This window comes from Chryseobacterium sp. CH25 (genome assembly GCF_004119455.1).
GTDB lineage: Bacteria > Bacteroidota > Bacteroidia > Flavobacteriales > Weeksellaceae > Chryseobacterium.
The window spans coordinates 23274-48859 of sequence record NZ_NRQT01000011.1 but is presented as its reverse complement, the minus strand read 5'-3'; the positions used below and the strand labels follow the sequence as shown (position 1 = coordinate 48859).

General features: G+C 34.9%; 21 protein-coding genes and 3 pseudogenes. 14 read left to right on the top strand and 10 right to left on the bottom strand.

The annotated features are described in order from the left end of the window. Positions 1-76 precede the first annotated feature (76 nt). Positions 77-253: a hypothetical protein gene (locus BOQ64_RS23250; protein ID WP_164975854.1), complete on the bottom strand. Its 177-nt coding sequence runs from the start codon at positions 251-253 to the stop codon at positions 77-79. A gap of 64 nt (positions 254-317) precedes the next feature. After that, a complete protein-coding gene (locus BOQ64_RS19780; protein ID WP_129055057.1) occupies positions 318-614 on the bottom strand; it encodes a TM2 domain-containing protein in 297 nt (98 codons plus the stop codon). Positions 615-766: 152 nt separating this feature from the next. Here BOQ64_RS19780 and lptB point away from each other — a divergent pair. Beyond that, positions 767-1492: pseudogene (gene lptB / locus BOQ64_RS19775) on the top strand (LPS export ABC transporter ATP-binding protein); the annotation flags it as partial. Positions 1493-1934: 442 nt separating this feature from the next. Further along, on the top strand, positions 1935-3740 hold the full coding sequence (locus BOQ64_RS19770; protein WP_129055061.1) for a DKNYY domain-containing protein: 1806 nt from the start codon (positions 1935-1937) through the stop codon (positions 3738-3740). An 83-nt stretch (positions 3741-3823) separates the two neighbouring features. Here BOQ64_RS19770 and BOQ64_RS19765 read toward each other — a convergent pair whose 3' ends face one another. Both BOQ64_RS19765 and hmpA read right to left on the bottom strand, forming a co-directional pair. After that, positions 3824-4267, bottom strand: coding sequence for an RrF2 family transcriptional regulator (locus tag BOQ64_RS19765; RefSeq protein ID WP_129055063.1), 444 nt, complete (start codon positions 4265-4267; stop codon positions 3824-3826). Positions 4268-4273: 6 nt separating this feature from the next. Further along, on the bottom strand, positions 4274-5473 hold the full coding sequence (gene hmpA, locus BOQ64_RS19760) for an NO-inducible flavohemoprotein (RefSeq protein ID WP_129059805.1): 1200 nt from the start codon (positions 5471-5473) through the stop codon (positions 4274-4276). A gap of 168 nt (positions 5474-5641) precedes the next feature. On the opposite strand from hmpA, the pseudogene BOQ64_RS24960 reads away from it, so the two are divergent. After that, a pseudogene (locus BOQ64_RS24960) lies at positions 5642-6503 on the top strand (ABC transporter transmembrane domain-containing protein); the annotation flags it as partial. Positions 6504-6509: 6 nt separating this feature from the next. After that, entirely contained in the window at positions 6510-7448 is a 939-nt protein-coding gene (locus BOQ64_RS24225; RefSeq protein WP_410494864.1) for an ABC transporter ATP-binding protein, read from the top strand. A 92-nt stretch (positions 7449-7540) separates the two neighbouring features. On the opposite strand, the gene BOQ64_RS19750 is transcribed toward BOQ64_RS24225, so the two are convergent. Together BOQ64_RS19750 and BOQ64_RS19745 are read right to left on the bottom strand one after the other, a co-directional pair. Then, positions 7541-8005: a carboxymuconolactone decarboxylase family protein gene (locus tag BOQ64_RS19750; protein ID WP_129055065.1), complete on the bottom strand. Its 465-nt coding sequence runs from the start codon at positions 8003-8005 to the stop codon at positions 7541-7543. A 184-nt stretch (positions 8006-8189) separates the two neighbouring features. Further along, a complete protein-coding gene (locus BOQ64_RS19745; RefSeq protein ID WP_129055067.1) occupies positions 8190-8762 on the bottom strand; it encodes a Crp/Fnr family transcriptional regulator in 573 nt (190 codons plus the stop codon). 96 nt (positions 8763-8858) lie between these two features. Between BOQ64_RS19745 and BOQ64_RS19740 the strand changes: the two genes are divergently transcribed. After that, positions 8859-9815: a helix-turn-helix transcriptional regulator gene (locus BOQ64_RS19740; RefSeq protein ID WP_129055069.1), complete on the top strand. Its 957-nt coding sequence runs from the start codon at positions 8859-8861 to the stop codon at positions 9813-9815. Positions 9816-9894: 79 nt separating this feature from the next. Here the strand turns inward: BOQ64_RS19740 and BOQ64_RS19735 are convergent, their stop codons facing one another. Beyond that, complete coding sequence (locus BOQ64_RS19735) at positions 9895-10386, bottom strand: DinB family protein (RefSeq protein WP_129055070.1); 492 nt, start codon at positions 10384-10386, stop codon at positions 9895-9897. Positions 10387-10562: 176 nt separating this feature from the next. On the opposite strand from BOQ64_RS19735, the gene BOQ64_RS19730 reads away from it, so the two are divergent. The 6 genes from BOQ64_RS19730 to BOQ64_RS19705 all read left to right on the top strand — a co-directional run bounded on the left by BOQ64_RS19730 (position 10563) and on the right by BOQ64_RS19705 (position 17976). Next, complete coding sequence (locus tag BOQ64_RS19730) at positions 10563-11147, top strand: hypothetical protein (RefSeq protein ID WP_129059803.1); 585 nt, start codon at positions 10563-10565, stop codon at positions 11145-11147. A gap of 324 nt (positions 11148-11471) precedes the next feature. Next, positions 11472-13889, top strand: coding sequence for a TonB-dependent receptor plug domain-containing protein (locus tag BOQ64_RS19725; protein WP_129059801.1), 2418 nt, complete (start codon positions 11472-11474; stop codon positions 13887-13889). Positions 13890-14084: 195 nt separating this feature from the next. Continuing rightward, complete coding sequence (locus BOQ64_RS19720) at positions 14085-14654, top strand: cob(I)yrinic acid a,c-diamide adenosyltransferase (protein ID WP_129055077.1); 570 nt, start codon at positions 14085-14087, stop codon at positions 14652-14654. After that, positions 14644-15291 (top strand): thiamine diphosphokinase, encoded by a 648-nt coding sequence (locus BOQ64_RS19715; RefSeq protein ID WP_129055079.1) that lies wholly within the window; start codon positions 14644-14646, stop codon positions 15289-15291. Before BOQ64_RS19720 ends, BOQ64_RS19715 begins: the two co-directional genes overlap by 11 nt. A gap of 292 nt (positions 15292-15583) precedes the next feature. Beyond that, positions 15584-16459, top strand: coding sequence for a tyrosine-protein phosphatase (locus BOQ64_RS19710; RefSeq protein ID WP_129055081.1), 876 nt, complete (start codon positions 15584-15586; stop codon positions 16457-16459). A 122-nt stretch (positions 16460-16581) separates the two neighbouring features. After that, positions 16582-17976 carry a decarboxylase gene (locus BOQ64_RS19705; protein ID WP_045500193.1) on the top strand — a complete coding sequence of 465 codons (1395 nt, stop codon included), beginning with the start codon at positions 16582-16584 and terminating at the stop codon, positions 17974-17976. A gap of 135 nt (positions 17977-18111) precedes the next feature. On the opposite strand, the gene BOQ64_RS19700 is transcribed toward BOQ64_RS19705, so the two are convergent. Then, entirely contained in the window at positions 18112-18771 is a 660-nt protein-coding gene (locus tag BOQ64_RS19700) for an HAD family hydrolase (protein ID WP_129055082.1), read from the bottom strand. A 316-nt stretch (positions 18772-19087) separates the two neighbouring features. On the opposite strand from BOQ64_RS19700, the gene speB reads away from it, so the two are divergent. The 3 genes and pseudogenes from speB (at position 19088) to BOQ64_RS19685 (ending at position 21709) form a co-directional block, all read left to right on the top strand. Continuing rightward, positions 19088-19945: an agmatinase gene (speB, locus tag BOQ64_RS19695; protein ID WP_129055084.1), complete on the top strand. Its 858-nt coding sequence runs from the start codon at positions 19088-19090 to the stop codon at positions 19943-19945. A gap of 69 nt (positions 19946-20014) precedes the next feature. Next, positions 20015-20856 (top strand): annotated as a pseudogene (locus tag BOQ64_RS19690) (bifunctional helix-turn-helix domain-containing protein/methylated-DNA--[protein]-cysteine S-methyltransferase). 241 nt (positions 20857-21097) lie between these two features. Further along, on the top strand, positions 21098-21709 hold the full coding sequence (locus tag BOQ64_RS19685; protein ID WP_129055086.1) for an alpha-ketoglutarate-dependent dioxygenase AlkB family protein: 612 nt from the start codon (positions 21098-21100) through the stop codon (positions 21707-21709). 168 nt (positions 21710-21877) lie between these two features. Here the strand turns inward: BOQ64_RS19685 and BOQ64_RS19680 are convergent, their stop codons facing one another. Continuing rightward, positions 21878-23737: a CocE/NonD family hydrolase gene (locus BOQ64_RS19680; RefSeq protein ID WP_129055088.1), complete on the bottom strand. Its 1860-nt coding sequence runs from the start codon at positions 23735-23737 to the stop codon at positions 21878-21880. 399 nt (positions 23738-24136) lie between these two features. Further along, positions 24137-25528 carry an outer membrane beta-barrel family protein gene (locus BOQ64_RS24220; protein WP_262708780.1) on the bottom strand — a complete coding sequence of 464 codons (1392 nt, stop codon included), beginning with the start codon at positions 25526-25528 and terminating at the stop codon, positions 24137-24139. Positions 25529-25586 lie beyond the last annotated feature (58 nt).

The following is a 25586-nucleotide window of genomic DNA, read 5'->3' as shown; positions in this document are numbered from 1 at the left end:
ATTCAATATTAATTGTAAATACAAAAAGGCTGTCTCATTGAGGCAGCCTTTTTGTATTATTTACTGTAATTTTTATTTATTCTCCCTGACAGAAGGGATCTTCAGGATGTATTGGATTTTCAGGATGGGCTAAAAGACAAATTTTTGTTGGGCATAGATACCATCCCGGAAAACAGTTTCCATTTTTATCGGGATAGGTATAATAATAACCTCCCTGGATTTGTTTTAAATCTTGTTTTGCTAATTTTTTCATGGGAATATTTTATTAATTAGTTACTCTAAATTAATAAAATATATCACATGTTTTTGATATTTGATTATAACCAAGGTTTTCTTCCACGAACGTAGGTTTCATCAAACTGTCTGTCATCCATACAAAGGTATATAATGCCTTCGATAAAAGGAATAATAGAAGCAACACCACAGGTTACAATGTTTAGAACCAGTTGAATGATTCCTTCTTTGGTATACCCAAGATAAAATTTATTTAAGCCCAGCCAGCCAACAAGAATCCCTAATAGAGCAGCAGGAAGCTTTTTCTCTGAACGGTAAGGGATATTTGCCTGTTGCTGATCTCCTGTATTGTCATTCTTTGTGTAACCGTAATTTTCCATTTCTTAATGTTTGTAATTGATTGATTTTTTTACAATAAGTAGTTTAAAATCAGTAAAAGTTACATAGACTGAAAATGATTGTGTTTAAGTTTTAGAATAAACAAAGTGGATATTGATGTAAAGAGAATTTATATTTTTGATATATTTGCCCTATGATTTTACGCGGAGAAAACTTAATCAAAGAATACGGTCCTAAAAAAGTTGTAAAAGGCGTTTCTGTACAGGTTCAGCAGGGAGAAATTGTTGGTTTGCTTGGTCCGAATGGAGCAGGAAAAACTACATCGTTTTATATGATCGTAGGGTTGGTTAAGCCTACTTCAGGAAAGATTTTCCTGGATAAACAGGAAATTACTACTGATGCCATGTACCGAAGAGCCCAAAAAGGAATCGGGTATCTGGCGCAGGAAGCTTCCGTTTTCAGAAAACTGTCTGTAGAAGAAAACATCATGGGAGTATTGCAGCTGACAAAACTTTCCAAACGTGAACAGCAAATCAAATGCGATGAACTGATTGAAGAATTTTCTTTACAACATGTGCGTAAAAACAGAGGAGACCTTCTTTCCGGAGGAGAAAGACGTAGAACTGAGATTGCCCGTTGTTTGGCTACAAGCCCGAACTTTATCCTTCTGGATGAGCCTTTTGCTGGGGTAGACCCTATTGCGGTAGAAGATATTCAGAAGATTGTAAGAAGTCTTGTAGATAAAAATATCGGAATTCTGATTACCGACCACAACGTACAGCAAACGCTTGCTATTACCAACAAAACGTATATTATGTTTGAAGGAAAGATCCTTAAAGAAGGACTTCCTGAAGACTTAGCGAATGATCCACAGGTAAGAGAAGCTTATCTTGGAGAAAACTTCGTATATCAGAGTATTTTAGACAAACCTAAGAAGAAAAAATATGCCTATAACATCTGGGCAGGTAATTTTGATTCAAAAACTCATTTGCAGGGATTTGTTGATGAAAACTTCAAGGAATATGATAATCTGAGGCTGATGCATGGTTTTGAAGAAGTAGGTTTTGCTTCATTAGGAAATTCAGAGATCGAACATATCTTTAATGATGTAGTGGATAAAAATGCCAACAACTCATTTGTTTTCCAGAAAAAAGAAATCAATTCACAATATACTCTGGAGCAGGCAGAGGCAGATTCTAAAAAAGTAAGCCAACCGGAGCTTCATTATCTTACGACGTATATGTATGAGGGATAAGATAAAGTCCTTATCTACCAGGGATTTTATCAGGGATATTGATGATGAAAGTTTGAAAAACTGCTTTTAATCATTAATATTGAGGAAAATAATATCCGTGTGGGCTATGAAGTACATTCTTTTTTTATTTCCTCTTATCCTTTCAGTAAAAACTCAGGCACAAACCCGAACTTTTAAGAATCCGGATATTGATCCGGATTTATCTGTATTTGAGAAACCCAATCTGGAACCTGATACTTATTTAGTTAATAGGGATTATGTTATTTTCCAGGGAAATAATGGGGTAAGAAAGGTCACTGAAGCAGATACACAATCCTTTAGTTTTATTAATGAGTTAGGCCGAAATAAAGATGGAATTTTCATCAAAGGAGATTTTGTGAAAACAGATACTTTAGGTTATGAACATCTGTGGTCTGCTGAGGATGAATACTTCTGGAGAACCAAGACTAAAATTTATAAAAACCTTGCTGAAGTTAAAGAGTTAAATGCATCAGAATTTATTTTACTGAAAAGCTCTACTGAATATGGTTCCAGTGAATACTATCAGTATAATGGGCAGGTATATTATCATGATAAACTCCTTAAAGATGCAGATGTTCATACCGCTGTTGTTGATTATAACAGATATTACGACAAAAACGGAGTATATGATCAGGGAGAGAAGTTGTTTTTTGAAGAGGTTCCCGTAACCTATCTTAATTCTCATTTACAGACGGCAAAAAACCGGATACTAAGCTGGGGAAAAGTTTTTGTAAGAAGTGATGCTGCTTCTTTTACCCAGTTGAAAGGAGATTACAGCAAAGATAAAAATCAGGTATATTATGCTGGGAATGTTATAAAAGAAGGAGATGTGGCTTCGTTTGTTTCTTTGAACGAGCATTTTGCTAAAGATAAAAATCACGTGTATTATAATGAAGATATAGTGACGGATGCAGATCCTGAGACATTTGTTCATCTGAAAGATTTGTATAGTAAGGATAAAAATCATGTGTATTATCAAAATATGATTGTACCTGTTGATATCGCAGATGCCGGAAAACTTAGAATATGGAACACAGATTATACTTATACATTTATAACAGACGGTAAAAAAATCTTTTTAGGAGAATCCCTGGTCAAGACACCGAAATTTGATGCTCAGAGCTTTGGGATTGTAGGCAAAAATGCTTTGTGCTATGATAAAAACGGGATCTATATCATTGACGAGGATCGTAAAACCAGGCAGACCGTTTATAAAAAGATTCCTTTCAAATATTCAGGTCCGGTAAACGGCAAAGATATTACCGTGGATGATGAACTCTCCGGATATGTCTTCTATAAAGATCAGATATATGCCACCCACCATTATGCTAATCTTGTTAATAAACTGACTCAGGAACGGATTAATATGCTAAAAAGTACGGGTAGAGACCTTACAAAGGCTAAGGGATTTATTCAGTATGAAACCCATTACTACTGGCTAGTAGGAAAGGCAGGCAATAAGATTTATTGGGGAAATAATGAAACTTCTGCGGATGCAGAGACCTTTGAACCTATTAAAGGTTCATTCAGCTATTTTAAAGATAAAAAGAATGTATATCTTCATTCTATCGAGAGTGGACTGAGCATTCTTAAAGGAGTAGATCTACCATCTGCAAGGATGTTCAATGGGTTTCTGGCAGATAAAAATTATATCTATACAAACACTCACCGAATTACTAAAAGTGAAAATATAGAACTTCTTGCAGCTTATGAAGGAGTGTGGCCTATGTGTGCAGTAGGTAATCCGGTTTCTTCAACCTATTATGTGTTTAAAAATACAGAAGGGTATTGGTTGGCATTGATTTCCGATAAAAGTGTTGAAATTAACAAAATACCTGAGTCTGATCCGAATCTTAAAAAACTATTGGCTTGTTTTAATCAAACGGAGTAGGGAATACGCACCATTCTCTATGATCTGATAAATGTTAAAACCACTTCAGAAAAAAAGAAATCAATTCATTATTGTAAAAATGATTACGCATCAGTTTTTTGAGAATCGAATATGATTTCCCAGTTATTAAAAGCGAGATCAGATAAATAATGTTGATTCATACTGCTGATAAACGATTGATAAGCAGTGTCTAAAAAAGATTTCAATTTGCAGTTATATGAAACAAATACACAAGGCTTCGAAATACAATTGATAATTGGAGTGTCATCCTGTTCCAGTAAATCTATAAGACTGCCCAGTCCAGTGTTAATCGCCTTCTCAGCAATAACTATTCCCCCACTTTTTCCTCTTTTGGTAATAACCAGATTGTTTTGAGCAAGAAACTGAACCACCTTGATAAGATGATTACGGGATATGTTCATTTTTTCTGATAATTCATCTAAAGAACAAGAGGTTCCTGTCTTATTATTTTGATTCAGATATATTAAAACCCGCAAACTATAATCTGTAAAGTGGTTCAGTTTCATTGATGATTAATTTAAATGAAGTAATTGAGGACCGAATTCTTCATAAATAATATTTTCTTTGCCAATACCAAGTTCAATTAAAGAATTGTATTGTGCTTTTATAAAAGCTTCGGGACCACAAATATAATACTTTGCCTTATCAATCAGAATTTCCTCTTTCATTTTATGTAGATCAATTCTGCCCTTTTTTATTGTTTCAGAGTCTCGATCAATGGTTTCATAAAAAATATGAGTGGTTAACCATGGATTGTTTCTGTTGAGATCTTCAACATGGTTCTTGAATGCATGTACTTTTTCATCTCTGCAGCTATGAAGCCAGATGATCGTGTTGTCTTGTAATGTTTTCTTTTTGGTTTCCAACATACTTAATAGTGGAGTAGCGCCTATTCCGCCACTAATTAACACTAACGGATCTTCTGAAAGAGGATCTGCATAGAAAATACCTGCTGGAGCACTTACCCATATTTCATCACCTATATTTTTCTGGTGAAGCGTGTTGGATACCATACCATCAGGAAGGTCTTTATTCTGTTCTTTTTTTACAGAAATTCTATAATAATCCGGAGAGAATGCAGACGATAAACTATATTGTCTTGGCTGCTCATGTCCCAATGAAGGAATGAACATTTTTACAGAAATGAATTGTCCGGGAAGATATTCCGCTATAACCTTGTTGTCTTTTGGTTTTAGATAAAAAGATTTTATTTCTGTACTTTCTTCCACGATATCTGCAATGATGAATTCTCTCCAGCCTTTCCAGCCTCCATTTTTTTTCAAAGTCGATTGGTAGAGATCATTTTCAATGGAAATCATCACTTGTGCCAGCTCGTTATAGGCTTGCGTCCATGCTTCAATGAGTTCAGTATTGGCGGTTTCACCTAGTACTTCCTGTATGGATGAGATCAGATGTAAGCCCACAATATCGTATTGATCTGGAGTGATGTTCAAACTTACATGTTTATTTCCTATAGATTTTAATGCATTGATAAGAACCTCTGGGTTTTCAATATTTTCAGCATAAGCCAGAACAGCTCCAGCCAATGCATTTTGTTGTTTGCCACTAGCCTGATTACCCATATTGAAGATGTTTTTTAATTCAGGATTATGCTTAAACATTCTGGTATAAAAATGTTTTGTCAGATCTGTTCCGTTGCTTTTTAAAACTGGAACTGTAGCTTTTACGAGTTCTTTTTGCTTAGTGTTCATCTGATATTTTTTTTAATGTTGAAGCAAATGTACAAAAAATACTTAATTGTTGTATTTTAAATACAACAATTAAGTATTTCGATCAATACCCAATAAGAAATAGGTTTGATCTGTTTTTTATAGGTTGTTTTTGAAAAAAGGGCTAATTTTACTTAACATCATTTCCCTATGGCAAAACCATTCAACAGAACAGTTACTTTATTCGGGATTTATAAACAGCTTGTTCCCTTCATCAGACCTTACCGATTAATGATCTACGGAACATTGTTTCTTACTTTTCTTGGGGCTTTGGCGGCTCAGGTCAACCCGATAGTACTTAAATATACTGTAGATGAGGTCACGAAGCTTACCCATCTTCCGGATCCGATGACAGAAGGAATTCATATCCTTATCATTATTTCCATTATTTTATTGGGAAAAGAATTACTGAATATTTTTATCAACTTCGGACAGAAGTTTTATGGAGAAAAAATCAGGATCAATGTAAGCTCAGTGCTTGCACAATCTGCAATTGACAAAATTCTGACTTATCGTGTCGCGTATTTCAACGATGAAAATCACGAATCGGGAAAATTACAGATCAGAATTGACCGTGGAATTGAAAGCTTAACAAAGCTTGTACAGAATTTTTTATTGATATTCTTCCTCTTTTTCCAACGCAATCATTGCTCTCATCATTATGTACATGCAGAATGTATATGTGGGAGCGGTTTCTACCATCATTGTTCCTATCTATTTTTACATAAGCTCTCTGCAGGCCAAAAAACTGAGTGGAGTACGCAGGCAGCTCAGAAATCAGAGAGAAAAGAAAACTTCAGGCCTTTTGAATCTGGTGAATTCCATTATGGTGATTAAAAGCTTTGTCCGTGAAAAATTTGAAGGTAAAAAACAGTATGACCTCCAGATGCAGCTCATGGAAAGTCAGATGTTCACAAGAAGAACCAATTTTATTTATGATGGATTAAAGACCTTTATTGAACAGTTTGGAGTAGTTTTAATCATTCTTCTGACGGTTTATCTGGTATTGGATCAGCAGATGACCATTGGAGCTATTATGCTTCATATTATGCTTTTCAACAACGTATCAGCGCCTATCCGTCAATTGCACAGGATTTATGATGATATGAATGATGCCATGATTTATGCAGAAGGCTATTTTGATATTCTCAATGCTGATAATGAAACAGAGCCGAACGGAAGTTACCTTGAGAAGCAGATTAAAGGAACTTTTGAATTAAAAAATGTAAACTTTACTTATCCTAATGGAGCTCATGCTTTACATGATGTTTCCATGAAAATTGAAAATGGCAAAACAACCGCATTGGTAGGACTAAGTGGAGCAGGAAAATCAACAATCATTAACCTTCTTTGTAAATTCTATCTGCCGGATTCTGGAGAGATTTTGCTGGATAATGTGAATTTAGATGAATATGATAATACATTTCTGAGAAGTGATCTTGGGCTTGTTCTCCAGAAAAATCACATTTTCCAGGGAAGTATAGAAGACAATATCCGCTATGGGGACATGAATGCCAGCTTTGAAGAAATTCAGACCGCTGCTAAAAAAGCATATCTTCATGATCAGATTATGGATCTTCCTACAGGATATCAGCATGATGCTACTCAGCTTTCCGGTGGACAGCAACAAAGAATTGCGATTGCAAGGCTGTTTCTGAAAAATCCACCCATTATATTTTTGGATGAACCCACAGCAAGTCTGGATGCCATTGCCACAGAACAGATCAAAAATTCTCTGGATGCCATCAAAGAGGGAAGAACTGTTATCATTATTTCTCATTCATTATCCCAGATTCTGGATTCTGATACGATTTATGTGATGAAAAAAGGAAGAGTGGTAGAAAATGGAACTCATGATGAGCTTTATAACAAAGAAGGGACCTACCGTGAAATTTTTGATGCCTCAGCGCGAAGCTTAAATCTCGATAAACTGGTGAATACTCTTAAAGAAAATTAAAAAGAGCTGCCGCTATATTCAAACCTCAAATTTTTATTATTCCGAACCTGGATTCATAAATAATTGGGGACAGCTCTTGATAGTAGTACTGATTAGTGAGCTTTTTCAGGAACCTGATAACTTCCTACATTAGCTCCAAAGGCAATATTAATTCTATTGTAACTATTAATTGCAATAACTGCCATGGTAAGGTCTACTATTTCAGTTTCAGAAAAATGATGACTTACATGAGAATAGATATCATCAGGAATTTCTTTACCGTTTAAAGCAGTTAAGCTCTCAGCCCAAAGTAGTCCGGCTTTTTCTTTATCAGTATAAAATGAACATTCCCGCCATGCACTTACCAGAAATATTCTTTGTTCAGTTTCACCCTTAGCCCTAAGCTCTTTGGAGTGCATATCCAGACAAAAAGCACAGCCGTTTATTTGAGAAACCCGAAAATATAACAGTTCTAAAAACTGATTATCCAATGAGGAATTCTGTACCTGAAATCCCATGTTATGAAGCGCATTTACAGCCTTACTTCCGATTGCGAATGCATTGATTCTTTGTGACATAATATTTGTTTTTTTGATTAATTATGTGACAAATGTAGAATGGAATATTTCAGTTTTTTTTTACAAATGATAAATAATATATAGAAAGATTTTTGAAGCTGGAGGATGGGAGTTGGATGCAGGAAGTTACTATCAAGTAGATGATATATATTCAGTCTTTAATAACCTTCGGTATTCCTTCCCTTTAAAGCTTTTGTGCCCTGATCCTGCTTAAGGAAACCTGAGTGATTCCAATATAGTCTGCAAGGTCACCAAGGCTGATACGTTGAATAAGCCCCGGATTCTGTTTCATGAAATTGTAATATCGCTTCTTTCCGTCATCTTCCAGCATTTCACTGATTCTTCCCATCATATTTACAGGTGCTTTTGAATAAAGCTTACTGAAAAGAGTTTCTGCTGTATGATACTTTTTGCATAATTCTATAATAATGTCTCTATGAACACGAAGAACATCAGTTTGTTCCAGGGCTACAATCATATATTTTGAAGGCTTACCTGTAAGAAAGCCACTCAGCTCAGCAAAAAAAGCATTTTCAGCAAAAAATGTCATAATAAAATCTTTATCTCCATTATCAAAAAATAGTTTAACCAATCCTTTTTCAATGAAATAAAAATATTTGCAGGTCTCATCTGCTTTCAACAAAAAGTCTCCCTTTCTGTACGATTTAGATTCCAGGTGAGACAAAAGCTCTTCCATTACAGGTTCTTCTGGTATCAGAATTTTTTCAATAGTATGAATGAAATGAGTAGGGCGCATAAAACAGATGTCTTTTATGAAAATTAAAATTAATGAAAAACCTTCTACATTTATAAACGGTACCTCAAAAAAGAATTTTAGCTTTGCTAAAGCAATATGAACGACCACTATCTAAAAAAACTCGACCGCGTAACAGCCATTCTTACCCAGCTGCAGTCTAAATCTGTAGTAAGGGCTCAGGATCTGGCTGAAAAATTCGATGTCAGTGTAAGAACTATTTACCGGGATGTAAAAACCCTGGAGAATGCAGGAATTCCAATCATTGGAGAAGCGGGAACAGGTTATTCTTTAATGGATGGCTATAAACTTCCACCAGTGATGTTCACCAAAGAAGAAGTCTTAAGTTTCATTACTGCTGAAAAACTGATGCAGAAGTTTTCTCACCAGAGTTTGGGGAATCATTATCAGACAGCCATGGAAAAGGTGCGTTCAGTGTTGAGGTATTCGGATAAAAACTTGATTCAGAATATTGAAAAACAGATTGATGTTTTTAATTTCCATTCTCAGCAGAAAGAAGAAGATTCTCTGAAAAATGTAATTCCCATTATTCTGGAAAGTATTGCAGAGAAAACACAGTTGAATATAGAATATCAAACGGTAGATTCAAGAGTAACCAGTAGAACTATTGAAGCGGTTGGGATTTTCTTTGAATTTAATTTCTGGTACATTATGGCCTACTGTACGCTGAGAAAAGATTTCAGACAATTTAGAGTAGACAGAATTTTAAAGATCTCTAAAACACAGATTCCCTTTTTACAGGAATACGGACAGATTAATGACTACAGAAAGTCACATGGGAGTAAGGTTAAGGCCAAACTTTTAGTAGATAAAAAAATCATGGGCCACCTTGTGAATTCTAAAAAATATTATGGGCTGGTTGAAGAAGTAGAAACTGATCAAGGAATGGAACTTACTTTTGAAACAGAATGGATCACTGACGGGTTCCCTCGTTGGGTAATCACTTTTGCAGATTATGCTACTGTTCTTGAACCGGAAAGTCTTAGGACAAGAATGAATGAGCTTCTTACCAAGATGATAGAAAGACACCAGTAAAAACCCCAGCAGAAAACTGCTGAGGTGGATTGACTTTTATTGGTAAATAGATGAAATGGGTTATAAGGCTGTTTTTTTATTAAAATCTTTCCCAGAAGAAAGGCGGTTCAATACCTAAAGCTCTTAAGTAAACATATCCCTGTGCACGGTGGTGAATTTCATTATCTATGAAATAAAGAACATTTTCATATACCGGGAATTCATATTGACCGAATAAATTAAAAGTCTCCTGGAAACGTTCTTCAGTAATTTGTCCGAAATAATGATTGATAGTCTCAGTTTCTTCATCCCAACTTTTTAGGATTTCCTCTTTAGTCTTTGGATTAATCCCTTCCTCACTGTATGCTTCCATATTGTTTTCAATGATTCCTTTTAGGGCAACACCACCAATATTGAGAAGTTCAGTTGCCATTTTAGCGAAAGGTCTCATTCCACCAATTGAAAATTCAAATAACTCTTTTTCAGGAAACGCTTCAATTACTCTTCTTGTCAGGTTTCTGTGACCTTGCCAGTCTTTTAATAATTGCTCAGTAGTCATGAATTGTTTTGTTGCAGTTGCTGTAGTTGTCATAATATATCGTTTTTGTTTGTTATTGTTGATACAAAGGTAAGAGCAGGTAATGACAACAGTTTGTCAGTAGGATTTTTGATGATGAAAAAATATTTTATTTCTTTGCTAAAATATTGAAGACTACTTTTCCGTTTAAGAGAAGTATATTGATAAAAAGAAAATGATTATTTAGAATTATGAAGAAGTATATTTTGCCTCTAATGGCCACTTTTTTATTAGTATCATGTAATAAAATTGAAGAAAAAATAGATCAGACAGTTCAGGAAACTACAGAAAAGGTACAGCAGAAAGCGCAACAAGCAGTAGAGGAAACTGTTAAAAATACAGTGAACGAATCTATTAACTCTTTGACCAATTCTGAGGATGTAAAGTTTAATACCGTTTTTCCTAACGCTGGAGCTGATATGATCTCGGAAGAAAAAGGGAAAAAAATAAAGCTTCCTACAGGAACCGAAGGTTATATCTTTAAATATAAGGCTGACATTGCAGTAGTGCTTCCTTTTTTAGAAAAACAGGCTACTACTGATGAAGGAAAATCAGATAAAACAGCAAGAAAAATTGATGGACAAAGCATCATCAGTAAAATAAGTCTTCTTGCAAAATTTCTTCCTGACAATACCTTTGATACCAGCTTTTTAGAAGATATTAAAACCAACAAAAGTATTCAGTATTATAAGCTGAAAAGATTTCCTCACAGTAGTACTATTATCTACAACCCCAAAAACAAGACCATCATACAATACGTAGAGGTAAATAAATAATTTGGATTGGCCGGCTTTTGCCGGCCGTTTTTTTTACCAATTATTGCAAGTCATAGCTGATGCAATTTTACTCCAATTCAAATTACTTGTCAAAAAAGAATAAATTCATATTTATTTATTATTTGATTGATTTTTTTTTATGTAAAATAAAAATCTATTACTGTGTTTCATTAATAAGCCATTTTATATTCTGTAAATTAATTATTCTAATTTTGTAAATCAGTAACGTTTTGTTAATTATTAGATGTAATTCTTATTATTTAATTGATTTTTATGTTTAGTATTTAGTTTTTTTATAAATTTATTTAATTATTAATACTTGACATGAAAAATAAACTCTTTAAAAAAAAAATCTGTGCATTAGTATTAAGCGGAGCTGGTACTATAGCATATGCTCAGGAAACTGTAAAAGAAAACAACATAGATGAAGTTGTGGTAACTACGGGTAGAACCAAACCCAGAACCATAATTACTTCAGCAATTCCAATTGATAATATTTCGGCAGTACAGCTAAAATCCACAGGGCAGGTTACCTTTGATAAAGCTTTGACCTATGCTGTACCTTCTTTTAATTCATCACAGCAAACTGTTTCAGATGCAACAGCTCATTTTGATCCTGCAGATTTAAGAGGATTAGGACCTTCCAGAACATTAGTTTTGGTGAATGGGAAAAGAAAAAATCAAAGTGCTTTAATTTATGTCAATGATACACCGGGAAAAGGTGAGGTAGGTACGGATCTGAAAAGTATTCCATCTGCTGCTTTACAGAATGTAGAAGTATTGAGAGATGGTGCATCTGCACAATACGGTTCTGATGCTATTGCAGGAGTAATTAATATTATTCTTAAGAACAGTGTAGGAAAAAGTACGGTCAATCTTTTTTCAGGGATTACTTCAAAGGGAGACGGATTTAATATCGGGGCGGATTTTAATACGGGAATCAGAGTAGCAAAAACCGGAAGTCTGAATCTTACATTAGGATTTTCCTCTCAAAATAAAACTAACCGTGCCGGATCTACTACAAAAGATGGACTTTTTGGGGTAGAAAATGCCTGGACGCAAGCCAATCCTGGATTAGGAATGACTATAGGACAGCCGGAGACAAAAGTTGGTAATATGTTTGTCAATTTTGAATTGCCAACAGGTGAAACAGGCAAATTCTACGCTTTTGGGGGGACAACTTACAGGAATGGAACAAGCTATGGTTTGTATAGAACACCTTATTGGGTAACTTCAGATTTTGGTTTATTAACTCCAGCAGGAAAACCTTACAATGGATTTCAACCAGAATTTAAAACAGATGTTTATGATTATAATCTAACCTCCGGTTGGAAAGGCATGTTTGGGAAATGGAGTTTTGATGGAAGTGCAACCTTTGGTTCTAATGCAGTAAATTACGTTGTAGGAAATACCATTAATACATCTTTGGGGGCAAATTCACCAACCCGTTTTAAAGCAGGTGGGCATCAGTTTAGTAATATTATAGGAAACATAGATATCAACCGAAATTTTGGGACTTTTGTTTTAGGAGCAGGGGTTGAAGTGCGTAACGAAAACTATCAGGCAACGGCAGGAGAGGAAGCCTCTTATATAGGAACCGGTGCAGAATCATTTCCGGGATTGCAGCCTCAGAATGAAGTCAATAAAAATCGCCAGAATATCGGAGCTTACATGAATGCTGAATGGGATGTTACGAAAAACCTATTAGTTGGCGGAACTGTGAGATATGAAAACTTTAGTGATTTTGGAAATAATGTTTCCTGGAAAGGAAATGCAAGGTATAAGCTGTTAGATGATAAATTGGTTTTCCGTGGATCTGTTTCTACGGGGTTCCGAGCTCCTTCATTACACCAAATTTATTATTCCAATGTTCAAACCAAAATTACCGGAAATGCTGTAGCCAATCAGGGTACTTTCAATAACGACTCTCAAATTGTAAGATCAGATCTTGGTGTACCGAAATTAAATGCTGAAAAAGCCTTTAACATTACTGGAGGATTTGCTGTGAAACCTTTCAAAAATTTGACTATTACAGCAGATTATTATAGAATAAAAATTAAAGACAGGGTACTTTTCTCAGGAGATATCGGTTACAAAACCGGAGCTCCGGGAAGTCCGGATACAACCAACCCTGTGGAAGTTATATTAGACAATAATAAAATAACCTCCTTGAAGTTTTTCACCAATGCTGTAAATACAGTTACTCAGGGAGTAGATTTTGTGGCTAATTATAATTCTGCTGTTGGTAAAGGAAGATTGGGAATTATTGCTGCTTTCAACTATAATGAAACAGAAATTGTAGATAATATTGCCGTTCCGTCTATTTTGGCTCAAAATGGGTACTCAGAAAACTTTTTTGATAGAAAAGAACAATCCAGAATTATCTCTGCAAGACCAAAAACCAAAACTATTCTTAGTCTTTCGTATGATATTTCAAAGTTTAATGTCAACCTTAATAATACTTATTTTGGTTCCGTTACATGGCAGCACGCTACTGATCCAGCCAAAGATCAGACATTTGCTGGTAAGGTAGTTACAGACATCGTTTTAACATATAAAATCACGAATGATCTTAAAGTTTCCGGAGTTGTCAATAATTTGTTTAATATTTATCCGGATGTAATAGACAGCAAAGGAGATGTAGTAACAGATCTTGGCGGAAGATTCAAATACCCTTGGGAAGTAAATCAGTTTGGATTTAACGGAACAACTTTTCAGCTGAATGTTAATTATACTTTTTAATTTATAAAATATAAAGTATGAGCATTTGCTTTGTTATGCTTTACAAAGAGTAAGCAATCTCAAAAGGTATAAAAACCATCTACACAAAAAATAACTGACATTAATTCCTAATGTCAGTTATTTTTTTTCAGATAGAATAGGAAGTTATTACTACATTTTACTTTTTACATTGTTCAAAAAAGGTATTTTAGTAGTATGAAAATTTATACAAAAACAGGAGATAAAGGCCAAACGGCACTATACGGGGGAACAAGAGTTTCCAAAGCCAGTGCAAGAGTTGACAGCTACGGAAATATAGACGAACTGAATTCATTCATCGGAATCGCAAAAAGTCATATTGAAGATGAAGAAGTGTTGAGACAACTGAAAAAAATCCAGTTTGATTTATTTACAGTAGGTTCAGAAGCAGCAACACCAGTAGACAAACTAATGCTGGCTAATGGAAAATCACGTCTTCCGATCATTATTTCAGAAACAGAAATTGAAGAATTGGAGCAATGGATGGATGCCTTTGAAGAAAAGCTGGAACCTCTTCAGTATTTTATCCTTCCAGGCGGTGGAAAGCCTGCAACATTTTTACATGCTGCAAGAACGATTTGCAGAAGAGCAGAACGTTCATTGGTATTCTTAAATGAATCTGAGGAAGTACGTCCGGAACTTATTAAATATCTAAACAGACTATCTGATTATCTTTTTGTATTGGCAAGATACATCTCAAAACTGAACAACGAACCGGAAGAATACTGGAACCCGAATGAGAGATAAAGTATTGCTTTTCATCAACGGAGATGCTCCGAAATCTTTACCCAATCCTGAAAACTATGATTTGATAGCCTGTACAGACGGCGCTTTTCATTATTTAAAAAGAATGGGCTTTCCTTTGGATAAACTGGATTTTATTTCCGGTGATTTTGATTCCCATTCCGGCTCAGATGAAGATATGTATCAGGATAAATTCATCCTTACGCTAGATCAGGATAAAACAGATTTTCATAAGGCTTTGGAGATTATTTTGGAAAGAGGATTTTCAGAAGTAGATGTTTTTGGCGGGAGTGGAGGAGAACAGGATCATTTTCTTGGCAATCTAACCGTTGCTTATGCCTTTAAGGATCGTATGAAAATTAAATTCTATGATGAGTTTTCAGAATATTATTTTATTCCTAATCATTTTAAATTGAAAGGAGTAAAAAACAAAATGATTTCTCTTTATCCTTTTCCAGCAGTGAATAACATAACAACCAAAGGGCTGAACTGGCCTTTGACCAACGGAAGTTTAAGTATTACCTCAAGAATAGGAACCCGGAATTTTGCGATTGAAGATGAGGTTTCTGTAGAATATGAATCAGGAGATGTTTTGTTCTTTGTAGGGATCAACGAGATAGAATATCCAACGATCTATTAATAATCTAAAGAGGATAATATGATCAATAGCAACGGGCTTTAGACCGTTAAATAAAAAACAACAAATTCAAAAGGTTTTAGCCAAAACTTAGAATAAATCTTAAACAAAAAAATAATAACCACTTAAATCATTTTAAGTGGTTATTATTTGTCTAAAAAGTAAATCTGAATTCTGAAAATCACTGATTTTTTCTTAAGTGTTTTTCTTTTACAGAATATTTTAAACTTACTTCAGTGAACGAAAGTGTTATTAAAATAAACTTTCGTACCTTTTGTGGTAAATCAAAAATCTATTGAATACATTAATCAAAATACCGGTTATCACCCTTTCACTATGTTGTATATTTTCATGTAAAACACAGCATTTTGAAACTCCGGAATATGGTAAAAATGAAACGGAAAAAGAAGTTAAGATTAAAAAGGTTCATAATTTCCGTACAGTAGGCAACATTAAAAATACGGAAGGAAGAACTTTAAAAGAAGGAATGTTTTACAGAAGTGCTAATCTTCATAAGCTTAAAAAGAAATCTTTTAAACAGTTGGGAGAATTGGAGATTACGAAAATTATAGATTTAAGAAATTCAAAAGAAATTTCTCAGAGCCCGGATCACCTTCCGAATGGGATTACCTATAAAAAGTATTCAGCCTTTGAAGATGAAGGAGATCAGTTGTCACAGGCAAGAAAGTTAGTTCTGAAAGGAAAAGTAAATGCTTCTGATGCTGACAAAAGAATGATTGATTTCTACCGTGAATACGTTACAGAGAACCCGGAGACCATAAAAACAATCATTACTGAGATTATGGAATCTGATAAACCTATTCTTTATCATTGTACTGCTGGCAAAGACAGGACGGGAATTGTTACGGCTTTAATCCTGACCATATTGAAGTTTGATAAAGAAACTATCTATAACGAATACCTTTTATCCAACAACTTCAGAAAACCTTTGGTAGAGAAAAGATTAAGACTGGCAAACAATCTACATTTCCTGTATCCAAAGATGGATTTACAGGTTCTGGAAAAATTAAGTTGGGTAGAAAAAAGATACCTTGATGCAGCTTTTGGAGAGATCGATAAAAAATATGGTTCCACAGACATCTACATTCAGCAGGTATTAGGCATTTCCGAGGCTAAAAGAGTACAATATATTCAAAAGTTTACCCACTGATTATCAGGTGTAAATTCCCATAAAAGAGAATATTGGGCGATTATTTAAAATTATAATAATTTTAACATCTAAAAACCAAACTTTTTTAGCAATTTTGCATTTCTTAATTCACTTGTTTAGAAATGAAAATAAAGTACTCGGAACTTATTGATCAGACATTATATTTTCCTACGGAGGAATTTAATGTTTCTGAGAACAATTTGTTGTTTCACGACGTTCCACTGATGGACGTAGTTGAACAATTTGGCACTCCGCTAAAGATTAGCTATCTGCCGAGAATTTCTCAAAATATTCAGAAAGCGAAAAGCTGGTTTAAAGAAGCTTTTGAAAAAACTGAATATAAAAAGAGTTATACCTACTGTTATTGTACAAAATCCAGTCATTTCAATTTCGTATTGGAAGAAGCTTTAAAGAATGACATTTCAATAGAAACGTCTTCTGCTTATGATATGGATATTGTAAAATCTCTTTATGAAAAAGAGAAAGTAGATAAAAACATCGAAGTGATCTGTAATGGATTCAAAACAGATGATTATCTGACAAAGATTTCAGATATGATTAACAGTGGTTTTGAAAACATTACTCCGATTCTGGATAATTACCGTGAATTGGATAAACTTACAGAAAGCATAGATTCAACCTTCAACATCGGAATCAGAATTGCTTCTGAGGAAGAACCGAAGTTCGAATTTTATACCTCAAGATTAGGAATCGGATATAAAGATATCATTCCATATTACAGCCAAAAGATTGCTGAACACCCGAATGCAAGATTGAAAATGCTTCACTTCTTCATTAATACAGGAATCAAGGATACTTCATACTACTGGAACGAATTATACAAATGTCTTCGTGTATACGCACGTTTGAAGAAAATTGCTCCTGAAGTGGATTCATTGAATATTGGTGGTGGATTCCCAATCAAAACTTCTTTGAACTTCGATTACGATTACCAGTATATGGTAGAAGAAATTGTTTCTCAGATTAAAAAATTCTGTGAAGAAGAAGGAGTAGAAGAACCAAATATCTATACTGAATTCGGAAGCTTTACCGTTGGAGAAAGCGGAGCGAACCTTTATAAAATCATCTCTCAGAAACGTCAGAACGATAGAGAAAAGTGGAATATGATTGACTCATCTTTCATGACAACTCTTCCTGATACATGGGCAATTTCAAGACACTTTATCATGCTTCCATTAAACCGTTGGGAAGATACTTATGAAAGAGTATTCCTTGGTGGATTAACGTGTGATTCAGATGATTATTATAACTCTGAGCAGCATACCAATGCTATTTACCTGCCGGTTTTCAGTGATACAAAGCCTTTGTATATCGGATTCTTCCATACAGGAGCTTACCAGGAAACAATTGGAGGTTACGGTGGAGTACACCACTGCCTGATGCCTCAGCCAAGACACGTTTTGATCCAAAAAGATGAAAATGGTGAGCTACAGTACGAAATTTTCCGCGAAAAACAGGAGCCGGAAGATGTATTGAGACTTCTTGGGTATAAATAAAACCTCAACCTGTCATTGCGAGGAACGAAGTGACGAAGCAATCTCATCTTAAGATTCTTTATTCTGCTTTGCATATTCAGAATGACAAACAGAACATAAAAAGAAAAAGCTCTCAGATTCTGAGAGCTTTTTTATTTAAAAATATTTTGAAATTTTATCCAGTTCAAGATCTTCATAATCTGAAACCACAGTATCAGCCAATGTATAATCCTGATTTTTTGAATGTGGACTTCTGTAAGCAGCACAGAATATTTTAGCTCTGTGAGCAGCCAGAATACCATTGGTAGAATCTTCAATTACCATACAGTTTTCAACAGGTTCACCTGCCATTTCAGCAGCCAGAAGGAAAACTTCAGGATGAGGTTTGGATTCCTTTAAATCAGCACCACTGATCTTTCCACTGAAATATTTTTCCAGCTCGAATTTCTCAAATACCATATTAATGGTCGTCATGGTAGCAGAAGAGGCTAAAATCAGTTTAATACCGTTTTCGTGGTAATGCTGGATAAGGTTTCTTACACCAGTAATTAAATCAAATTCATCATCATTATAAAAATAATCTTTAAAATGAGCTCTTTTGATTCCTGCAATGGACTCGTAAGTCTGATTTAAATTAAATTCCTTAATCAGAGTTTCAGAAACTCTTTTGGTTGAAGCTCCGGTAAAGGAGGTGTATAAATCTTCGGAAACTGCAATTTCCAATTCATCAAACGTTTTGAAATAGGCTTTTCTATGCAATGGTTCTGTGTCTACAATTACCCCATCCATATCGAAAAGAACAGCTTTTAAAGACATATTTAAGTTTTTCACAAAAATAGGAAATTGAGTTGAAAGAGGAAAGCTGAATAAGGCAGGAAGTCTGAAGAGGGAAGCTGGAAGTTATTCTAGGATAAATTTCAATATATCGATGATAAATAGATTGAAGGTATTTGTTAAATTGAACTCAAAATGATTCTTTAAACATTCATTACTTCCAACTTCCAGCCTCCAGCTTCCTGGCAAATATTAACGGATAATTATCATCTACAAACTCTTCCAGCTCTTACTCTCCAACTCGTAAACTCTTCGTATCTTTGCCATCAATTACAACATTAAAATTTTTAAATAAAGCATGAAAACATACGCAGGAATTCCAGAGGAAAACGCAACGTTGGAGAATTCAAAAGTAATGTTGGTAACAGTTCCTTATGATGGAACTTCAACATGGGGGAAAGGAGCTGATAAAGGTCCTGAATTATTCCTAGACGCTTCTGAAAACATGGAACTTTATGACATTGAAACACAAACTGAGCCTTATCTTCAGGGAGTATATTTAGCTGGAGAAGTTTCTGAAAACTCTACTCCTGAAGCAATGACAGAAGCTGTTTACCAAAAAACAAAAGAGCTTTTGAATAATGAAGGGAAAGTATTCACGCTATTCGGTGGTGAGCACTCTGTGTCTATCGGTTCTATCCGTGCAGTAGGTGAAAAATTTGAAAACCTTACCGTTCTTCAATTAGATGCTCACACAGACTTACGACCTGAGTTCCACGGTTCTACTTCTAACCACGCTTGTGCGGTGTTTGAAGCTAACCAGAAGCATAACTTAGTGCAGGTGGGAATCCGTTCTATGGATGCTGAAGAAGCTCAATATTTACCGGAAGGAAGAGTGTTCTTTGCTCATGAAATTGCTAACAACGAGAACTGGGTAAATGATGTATTGGAAAAAGTTTCAGGAAACGTTTATATCACGATTGACCTTGATGCTTTTGACCCTTCTATTGCTCCATCTACAGGAACTCCTGAACCAGGTGGATTACAATGGTATCCAACACTGGAATTATTAAGAAAAGTATTCGAAAAATGTAACGTAGTAGCATTTGATATTGTAGAATTAATGGATTCTCCAATGGCTAAGCCAACAGCTTTCCTTGCTGCTAAGCTATATTACAAGATGCTTGCTTATAACGATATTTATAACAACAACTAATATTCCGCAAGAATCGGATTTTTTCTGTGGTGTATTCTTTGGAAATTTGTGATATAAAAACATAGTAAAATGTCCACACAAAGTCAAATAGATTACAACAGAATTGCTAAAGCGATAGATTATATCCAGAGCAATTTCAGGCTTCAGCCAAGTTTGGAGGAAGTTGCAGAAAATATTCACTTGAGTCCGGCCCATTTTCAGAAGATTTTCACAGACTGGGCAGGAACAAGTCCGAAAAAATTTTTACAATTCATCAGTCTTGAACATGCTAAAAATTTATTGAAGGAAGAAAAGGCAAGTATTTTTGATACCGCTTATGAAACCGGACTTTCCAGTACAAGCAGATTACATGATCTGTTTGTAAAAATAGAAGGAATGTCTCCGGCAGAATATAAAAACGGAGGAAAAAGTCTTGTTATTAATTATAGTTTTTCAGAAAGTCCATTTGGAAATATCCTGGTAGCTTCCACAGAGAAAGGAATCTGCTATATGGCTTTTGAAAATGATAAAGAAACAGCATTAGGGAATTTACAGCATAAATTTCCTAATGCTTCTTTTTTTGAAAACAGGATGCACTTCAGAAAAATGCATTGTCTATATTCAATAAAGACTGGACGAAGCTCAATACCATCAAACTTCATTTAAAAGGTACCGATTTTCAGTTAAAGGTTTGGGAAAGCTTATTAACCATTCCTATGGGTAAACTGTCTACTTATGGCAGCCTTGCAGAAAAAATAGGGAATCCTAAAGCTTCAAGAGCCGTTGGAACAGCTATAGGGAGTAATCCTGTAGCATTTCTTATCCCCTGTCATCGTGTCATTCAGTCAACAGGACACCTTGGTGGCTACCGATGGGGAAGTGACAGAAAGCAGATGATTGTGGGCTGGGAAAGTTCACAGCTCTACTCTTAGTATTTTTAACCACAAAAGTTTTTGAACACTTAAGTTATTTTTAAGTGACTACAAACTGCTTGAGGAGTACACTTAAGTTCTGAAAATTTTTGATTTTCACCAATATCTCAGTTGAAGAAGGAAGCATTCCCATCCTCTGGAGGGGTGTCAAAAATTCAAAGAATTTTTGACGGGGTGGTTTTACTAATTTCCACCCATTTCCAAAAACATTACGTAATTTGTATTACCAAAACCAAAAACAATGCTCAGCCTGTTCGATGAAACACCAGATTATCCCTTAAGCCTCCTTCCCAATGACGGAACTGTCCTGTACTATGGAAAAGTTTTTTCAAAAGAAGAGGCAGAAACTTATTACGATTATCTTTTCAATCAGATTCCATGGCAGCATGACGAGGCAGTGGTTTTCGGGAAATTAATTCTAACCAAAAGAAAAGTAGCCTGGTTTGGAGAAAAAGCTTTTGAATATACTTACTCGAACAGAACAAAATATGCAAAACCCTGGACTCCTGAACTGTTGAATTTAAAACAGAAATGCGAAGAAGTTTCAGGAGAAACCTATAATTCTTGTCTGCTCAATTTATATCATGATGGAAGTGAAGGAATGGCTTATCATAGCGATGGTGAAACAGATCTGAAAAAACATGGAGCTATCGCTTCCCTGACTTTCGGAGCAGAAAGAAAGTTTTTATTCAAACATAAAACAACAAAAGAAAAGGTAGAAATATTCCTGGAAAACGGAAGTTTATTAATTATGAAAGGAACCACTCAGGATAATTGGCTTCACAGGCTTCCACCTACAACAAAAGTGACAACTCCAAGGGTAAACCTTACTTTCAGAACTATTGAAGAATAAAAACTCTCGCAGATTGAGCAAATCATGCAGATTTTTTAATGTAATCATCTGTGAAGATCAGTGCAAGCTGTGGGAAATAAAATTGCTTTTTAGAACAATAATCTGCAAAATCAGCTCGATCTGCGAGAGATCAAAAAAAAACGCTGTTCAGATGAACAGCGTTTTTAATTATTTTAAGATTTCAGCTTCAATAGAACTGTCTCCGTACACTTTAATAAATGCTTTGGTATAATCTTCTTTAGTAGCAAAGTTTGGATTATCCATAAACTTCTGGGGATTCAAAGCAAAAAGCGGGAACCACGTACTGCTGATCTGAATCTGAATTTTATGTCCTTTTTTGAAGGTATGAACAACATCCTGAAGTCTGAAGTTGACCGCCGTTTTCTGATCAGGAACTAAGGCTTCTCCTTTTTCTTTTGTATTTCTGAACCTTGCAGGCATAATTTCACTTCTTACCATCTGGTGATAGTTTCCATAGATTACACCATCTTTCTTTTCTGCCGGTTTGAAATCTTCAGGATAAACATCAATCAGTTTTACAGCAAAGTCTGCATCTGTAGAAGATGAAGAAATATTCAGTTTGGCCATAATTTCTCCTGCAAAAGTAATGTCTTCTGTCAGGACATCTGTTGTAAACGTTAATACATCGGGTCTTCCAACTGCAAATCTTTGGTCTTCTGACATATAATTTTTAGGAGTAAATCCATTGAAATCCTTTAAGTGATCAGAGCTTAAAACCGGATTATTAGGATCACTGTAATATTCTGAATACCCTTGTCCTGAAGATTTTTTCAATGTTTTATCAGAAAGATAGAAATTTACTTTCTGTGCATTTTTAGGAGGATAAGAGGCAAATTCTTTCCATTGTTTTGCTCCGGTGTCATACATCAAGGCTTCAGGAAGACCTGCATCTTCTTTGGTATTGCCTTTCAGATAATGACTGAAGAATTTTGTCTCAACATTTTTCTGGTAATAGGTTGCGATGCTGTCCCCGAAATACGTTTCACTGTGGAAATGTTTTCCTTGTTCCTGAGACCATCCACCATGAGAGAAAGGTCCCATTACAATAGTATTTTTAGCCTTAGGACTTGTTTTTTCTATCGTTTTGTAGATATTTAAAGGTCCGGAAAGATCTTCAGCATCAAACCAACCACCAACAGTCATTACTGCATGGTTGATATTTTTCAGATGTGGAAGAAGCCCTCTTTTCTGCCAGAATTCATCATAGTTGGTATGATTCATAATTTCTGTCATGAAGAAATTATCCTTATAGTATTTTTCATAGGCATCTTTTAAAGTTCCCATGTCTCTGTAGAATTTTAAGCCATCTTCAGAGGTTTGTTTAATGAAGGAATCCATATACCATGCTTTCTGTTCAGGTTTTGTTTTCTGAACTCCAAAAACAGGAAATGTTCTGAAATAGCCCAGCATAAATCTTCCATTGTGCAGAAAATCATCATTCCAGAAATCAGAAATAGGAGCCTGTGGAGAAGACGCAACCAATGCCGGGTGTTGTGCTAATGTTCCTACAGCCGTGTAAAAACCAGGATAAGAAGTCCCGAATTGTCCTACTTTACCATTATTATCTTTAACGTTTTTCAAAAGCCAGTCGATAGTATCATAGGTATCTGTACTTTCGTCAACATCTTTCTTAGTTTTACGTTCTACCTGTGGAGTCATATTGGTAAAAGTTCCTTCACTCATATATCTTCCACGTACATCCTGATACACAAAAATATATTTGTCTTTCATCAGGTAAGTGTTGGGGCCCACTTTGGTTTTATATTCATTTTCACCATAAGGAGCAATGCTGTAGCAGGTTCTCTGCATCAGAAACGGATATTTGTTCTTGTTTGAAATATCTTTGGGAATATAAACAGCTGTAAAAAGCTTTACTCCATCACGCATGGGAATATAAAATTCCTTCTTGGTGAAATTATCTTTAACGAAATTGTCTTTTTGTTCCGTATTCTGAGCCTTTCCAAGAATGAAAAGAAGAATGAATACAAGTGAAATATGGGTCTTCATAAGTAAAATTTGTGGCTAATTTAGAAATAAAAATACTTTCATGGTATTTTCTCAGATGAATCTTCGTTTAAAAGTAGATTTGTTTTGATTTTTTATTGTTGATTGTTGAAATTGTAAAAGAATTTTTGTGGTGGAAGGAGCTAGTGAATAGTTAGGACCACCCCGGCAAAAATTCTTTGAATTTTTGCCACCCCTCCAGAAGAGGGGAATGTGTAGTCTTTCGATTGGGATATTGGTGAAAACTGAAGATTTTCAGAACTTAAGTGTACTTCTCAAACAGTTAGTAGTTACTTTAAAATAACTTAAGTTTTCAAAAACTTTTGTGACTTTGTGGTTAGCTAATAAAAAAGCCGGAAAACTTTCCGGCTTGTTATGAAAATATATATAAAAGTATGGTGTTTATTTCTTTTTCGGTTTTTTACCGGCAAATTTATTCAGTTTCATGCTAAGGGAAAACATGATGTATCGTTTCAGGATCAGATCTTCCCGGTCTTCAAAATAAGAGTCCGTAATGGTTCTTTTCACACTTTGGTTTTGATTCAGCACATCATATACCTTTATTTTTGCAGTCAGCTGCTTATTGTAAAATGAATATCCCAAACTGGCATTCCAGAAGTAGAAATCTTTTTTAAATCCGGGAGCGATATTAGAATTGGTGTTGTATGAGAAATCATTTCCGATGAAAAAAGACTTTTGGAACATATAGTTGGTAAGTTCAACCTTTAAAGACTGGTTGGTGGTATTCACTGTGTTTACATTATAATTGGTATAATTGGAAAAACTGTATCCAAGGCTATAAGATGGTTTTATAGTAAAAATGTCTTTGATTTCGTAGTTCAGATTAAGCCCAGGATTGAAGCTGTAAGCCTGGCTTTTAAATGCTTCTCCATTGATAAATCCATTATTATAGGTGTAATTCATACTGAACCTGGGTGCAATTCTAAGCTTATGATCATTCCATTTAAATGTTTTGGTTAGCCCCATATTAAAACTGAAGTTTTTATTTCCACTTATATTGCTGTAAGTGATAATCTGTCTCCCGGAATTATCATACTTGGAATAATTGATAACATCATTATTTCTATAGGTAAACCCGGCTGTAATATGGTAGTTTAAGTTCTTCACCATATTATAGCTGTTGAAAGTAAGATTGGTTTCGTTAATCCAGGTATTTTTAAGATCAGGATTTCCGGTATTGGTAACTAAAGGATTAGATTCATCTTGATAAGGAATTAGTTTTCCGGCATCAGGAATCGTGAAACTTGAGGAGTTGGATAAGATCAATGACTGGCGATCCGTAAAAGAATATCTGAAAGTGGTTGAATACCTTGGGAGAACAAAATTTTTCTGAAGGTTGTACAGCTGTCCGTTAAAAACCGAATTTACATTCATATCTGAAATATCAGCATTTAAGGTAGCCCAGAGACCGAATTTCTTTTTGTAAAGATAATAAGATAACTCAGGAGTAAACTGATTGATTCTTTGATCCATACTATTGGAAAGACGGATGTTGTATTGAGAATACTGCCCCGTAACAGGATCAAAATCATTAAAATCTCTTATATCTCTGGTTAATTTTGAGCTGTATTGTAGACCTATGCCTATTGTTGCAGAATCTGAAATCGGTTCCGTATACTTGGCTATAAAGCTGTAATTATTATCCTGAGAACGGGTCTTCTGCAGCTGATTACGGTTATCAGTCGTCATACCGGAGTCTTTATAAAAAGAGTTTAATGACTGATTGATGTTATCATTATTAGATTCCGTAATAGAAGTATTGGCTATTGCCATGAATGATCTGTTCTTTTTCTTAAAGTTTTTAAAGAAATTGATATTGGGGCTGAAAGTA

Bases quoted from the DNA above. Each gene is read 5' to 3' on its own strand.
- BOQ64_RS19750 (WP_129055065.1), bottom strand. From the start codon at position 8,005: ATGTCACAAAGAATCAATGCATTCGCAATCGGAAGTAAGGCTGTAAAT.
- BOQ64_RS19725 (WP_129059801.1), top strand. From the start codon at position 11,472: ATGAAAAATAAACTCTTTAAAAAAAAAATCTGTGCATTAGTATTAAGC.
- BOQ64_RS19765 (WP_129055063.1), bottom strand. From the start codon at position 4,267: ATGAAACTGAACCACTTTACAGATTATAGTTTGCGGGTTTTAATATAT.
- BOQ64_RS19770 (WP_129055061.1), top strand. From the start codon at position 1,935: ATGAAGTACATTCTTTTTTTATTTCCTCTTATCCTTTCAGTAAAAACT.
- BOQ64_RS19715 (WP_129055079.1), top strand. From the start codon at position 14,644: ATGAGAGATAAAGTATTGCTTTTCATCAACGGAGATGCTCCGAAATCT.
- BOQ64_RS24225 (WP_410494864.1), top strand. From the start codon at position 6,510: ATGACCATTGGAGCTATTATGCTTCATATTATGCTTTTCAACAACGTA.
- BOQ64_RS19705 (WP_045500193.1), top strand. From the start codon at position 16,582: ATGAAAATAAAGTACTCGGAACTTATTGATCAGACATTATATTTTCCT.
- BOQ64_RS19685 (WP_129055086.1), top strand. From the start codon at position 21,098: ATGCTCAGCCTGTTCGATGAAACACCAGATTATCCCTTAAGCCTCCTT.
- BOQ64_RS19745 (WP_129055067.1), bottom strand. From the start codon at position 8,762: ATGCGCCCTACTCATTTCATTCATACTATTGAAAAAATTCTGATACCA.
- BOQ64_RS19720 (WP_129055077.1), top strand. From the start codon at position 14,085: ATGAAAATTTATACAAAAACAGGAGATAAAGGCCAAACGGCACTATAC.
- BOQ64_RS19730 (WP_129059803.1), top strand. From the start codon at position 10,563: ATGAAGAAGTATATTTTGCCTCTAATGGCCACTTTTTTATTAGTATCA.
- BOQ64_RS19780 (WP_129055057.1), bottom strand. From the start codon at position 614: ATGGAAAATTACGGTTACACAAAGAATGACAATACAGGAGATCAGCAA.
- hmpA (WP_129059805.1), bottom strand. From the start codon at position 5,473: ATGAACACTAAGCAAAAAGAACTCGTAAAAGCTACAGTTCCAGTTTTA.
- BOQ64_RS19700 (WP_129055082.1), bottom strand. From the start codon at position 18,771: ATGTCTTTAAAAGCTGTTCTTTTCGATATGGATGGGGTAATTGTAGAC.
- BOQ64_RS19735 (WP_129055070.1), bottom strand. From the start codon at position 10,386: ATGACAACTACAGCAACTGCAACAAAACAATTCATGACTACTGAGCAA.
- BOQ64_RS19680 (WP_129055088.1), bottom strand. From the start codon at position 23,737: ATGAAGACCCATATTTCACTTGTATTCATTCTTCTTTTCATTCTTGGA.
- BOQ64_RS23250 (WP_164975854.1), bottom strand. From the start codon at position 253: ATGAAAAAATTAGCAAAACAAGATTTAAAACAAATCCAGGGAGGTTAT.
- speB (WP_129055084.1), top strand. From the start codon at position 19,088: ATGAAAACATACGCAGGAATTCCAGAGGAAAACGCAACGTTGGAGAAT.
- BOQ64_RS19740 (WP_129055069.1), top strand. From the start codon at position 8,859: ATGAACGACCACTATCTAAAAAAACTCGACCGCGTAACAGCCATTCTT.
- BOQ64_RS24220 (WP_262708780.1), bottom strand. From the start codon at position 25,528: ATGGCAATAGCCAATACTTCTATTACGGAATCTAATAATGATAACATC.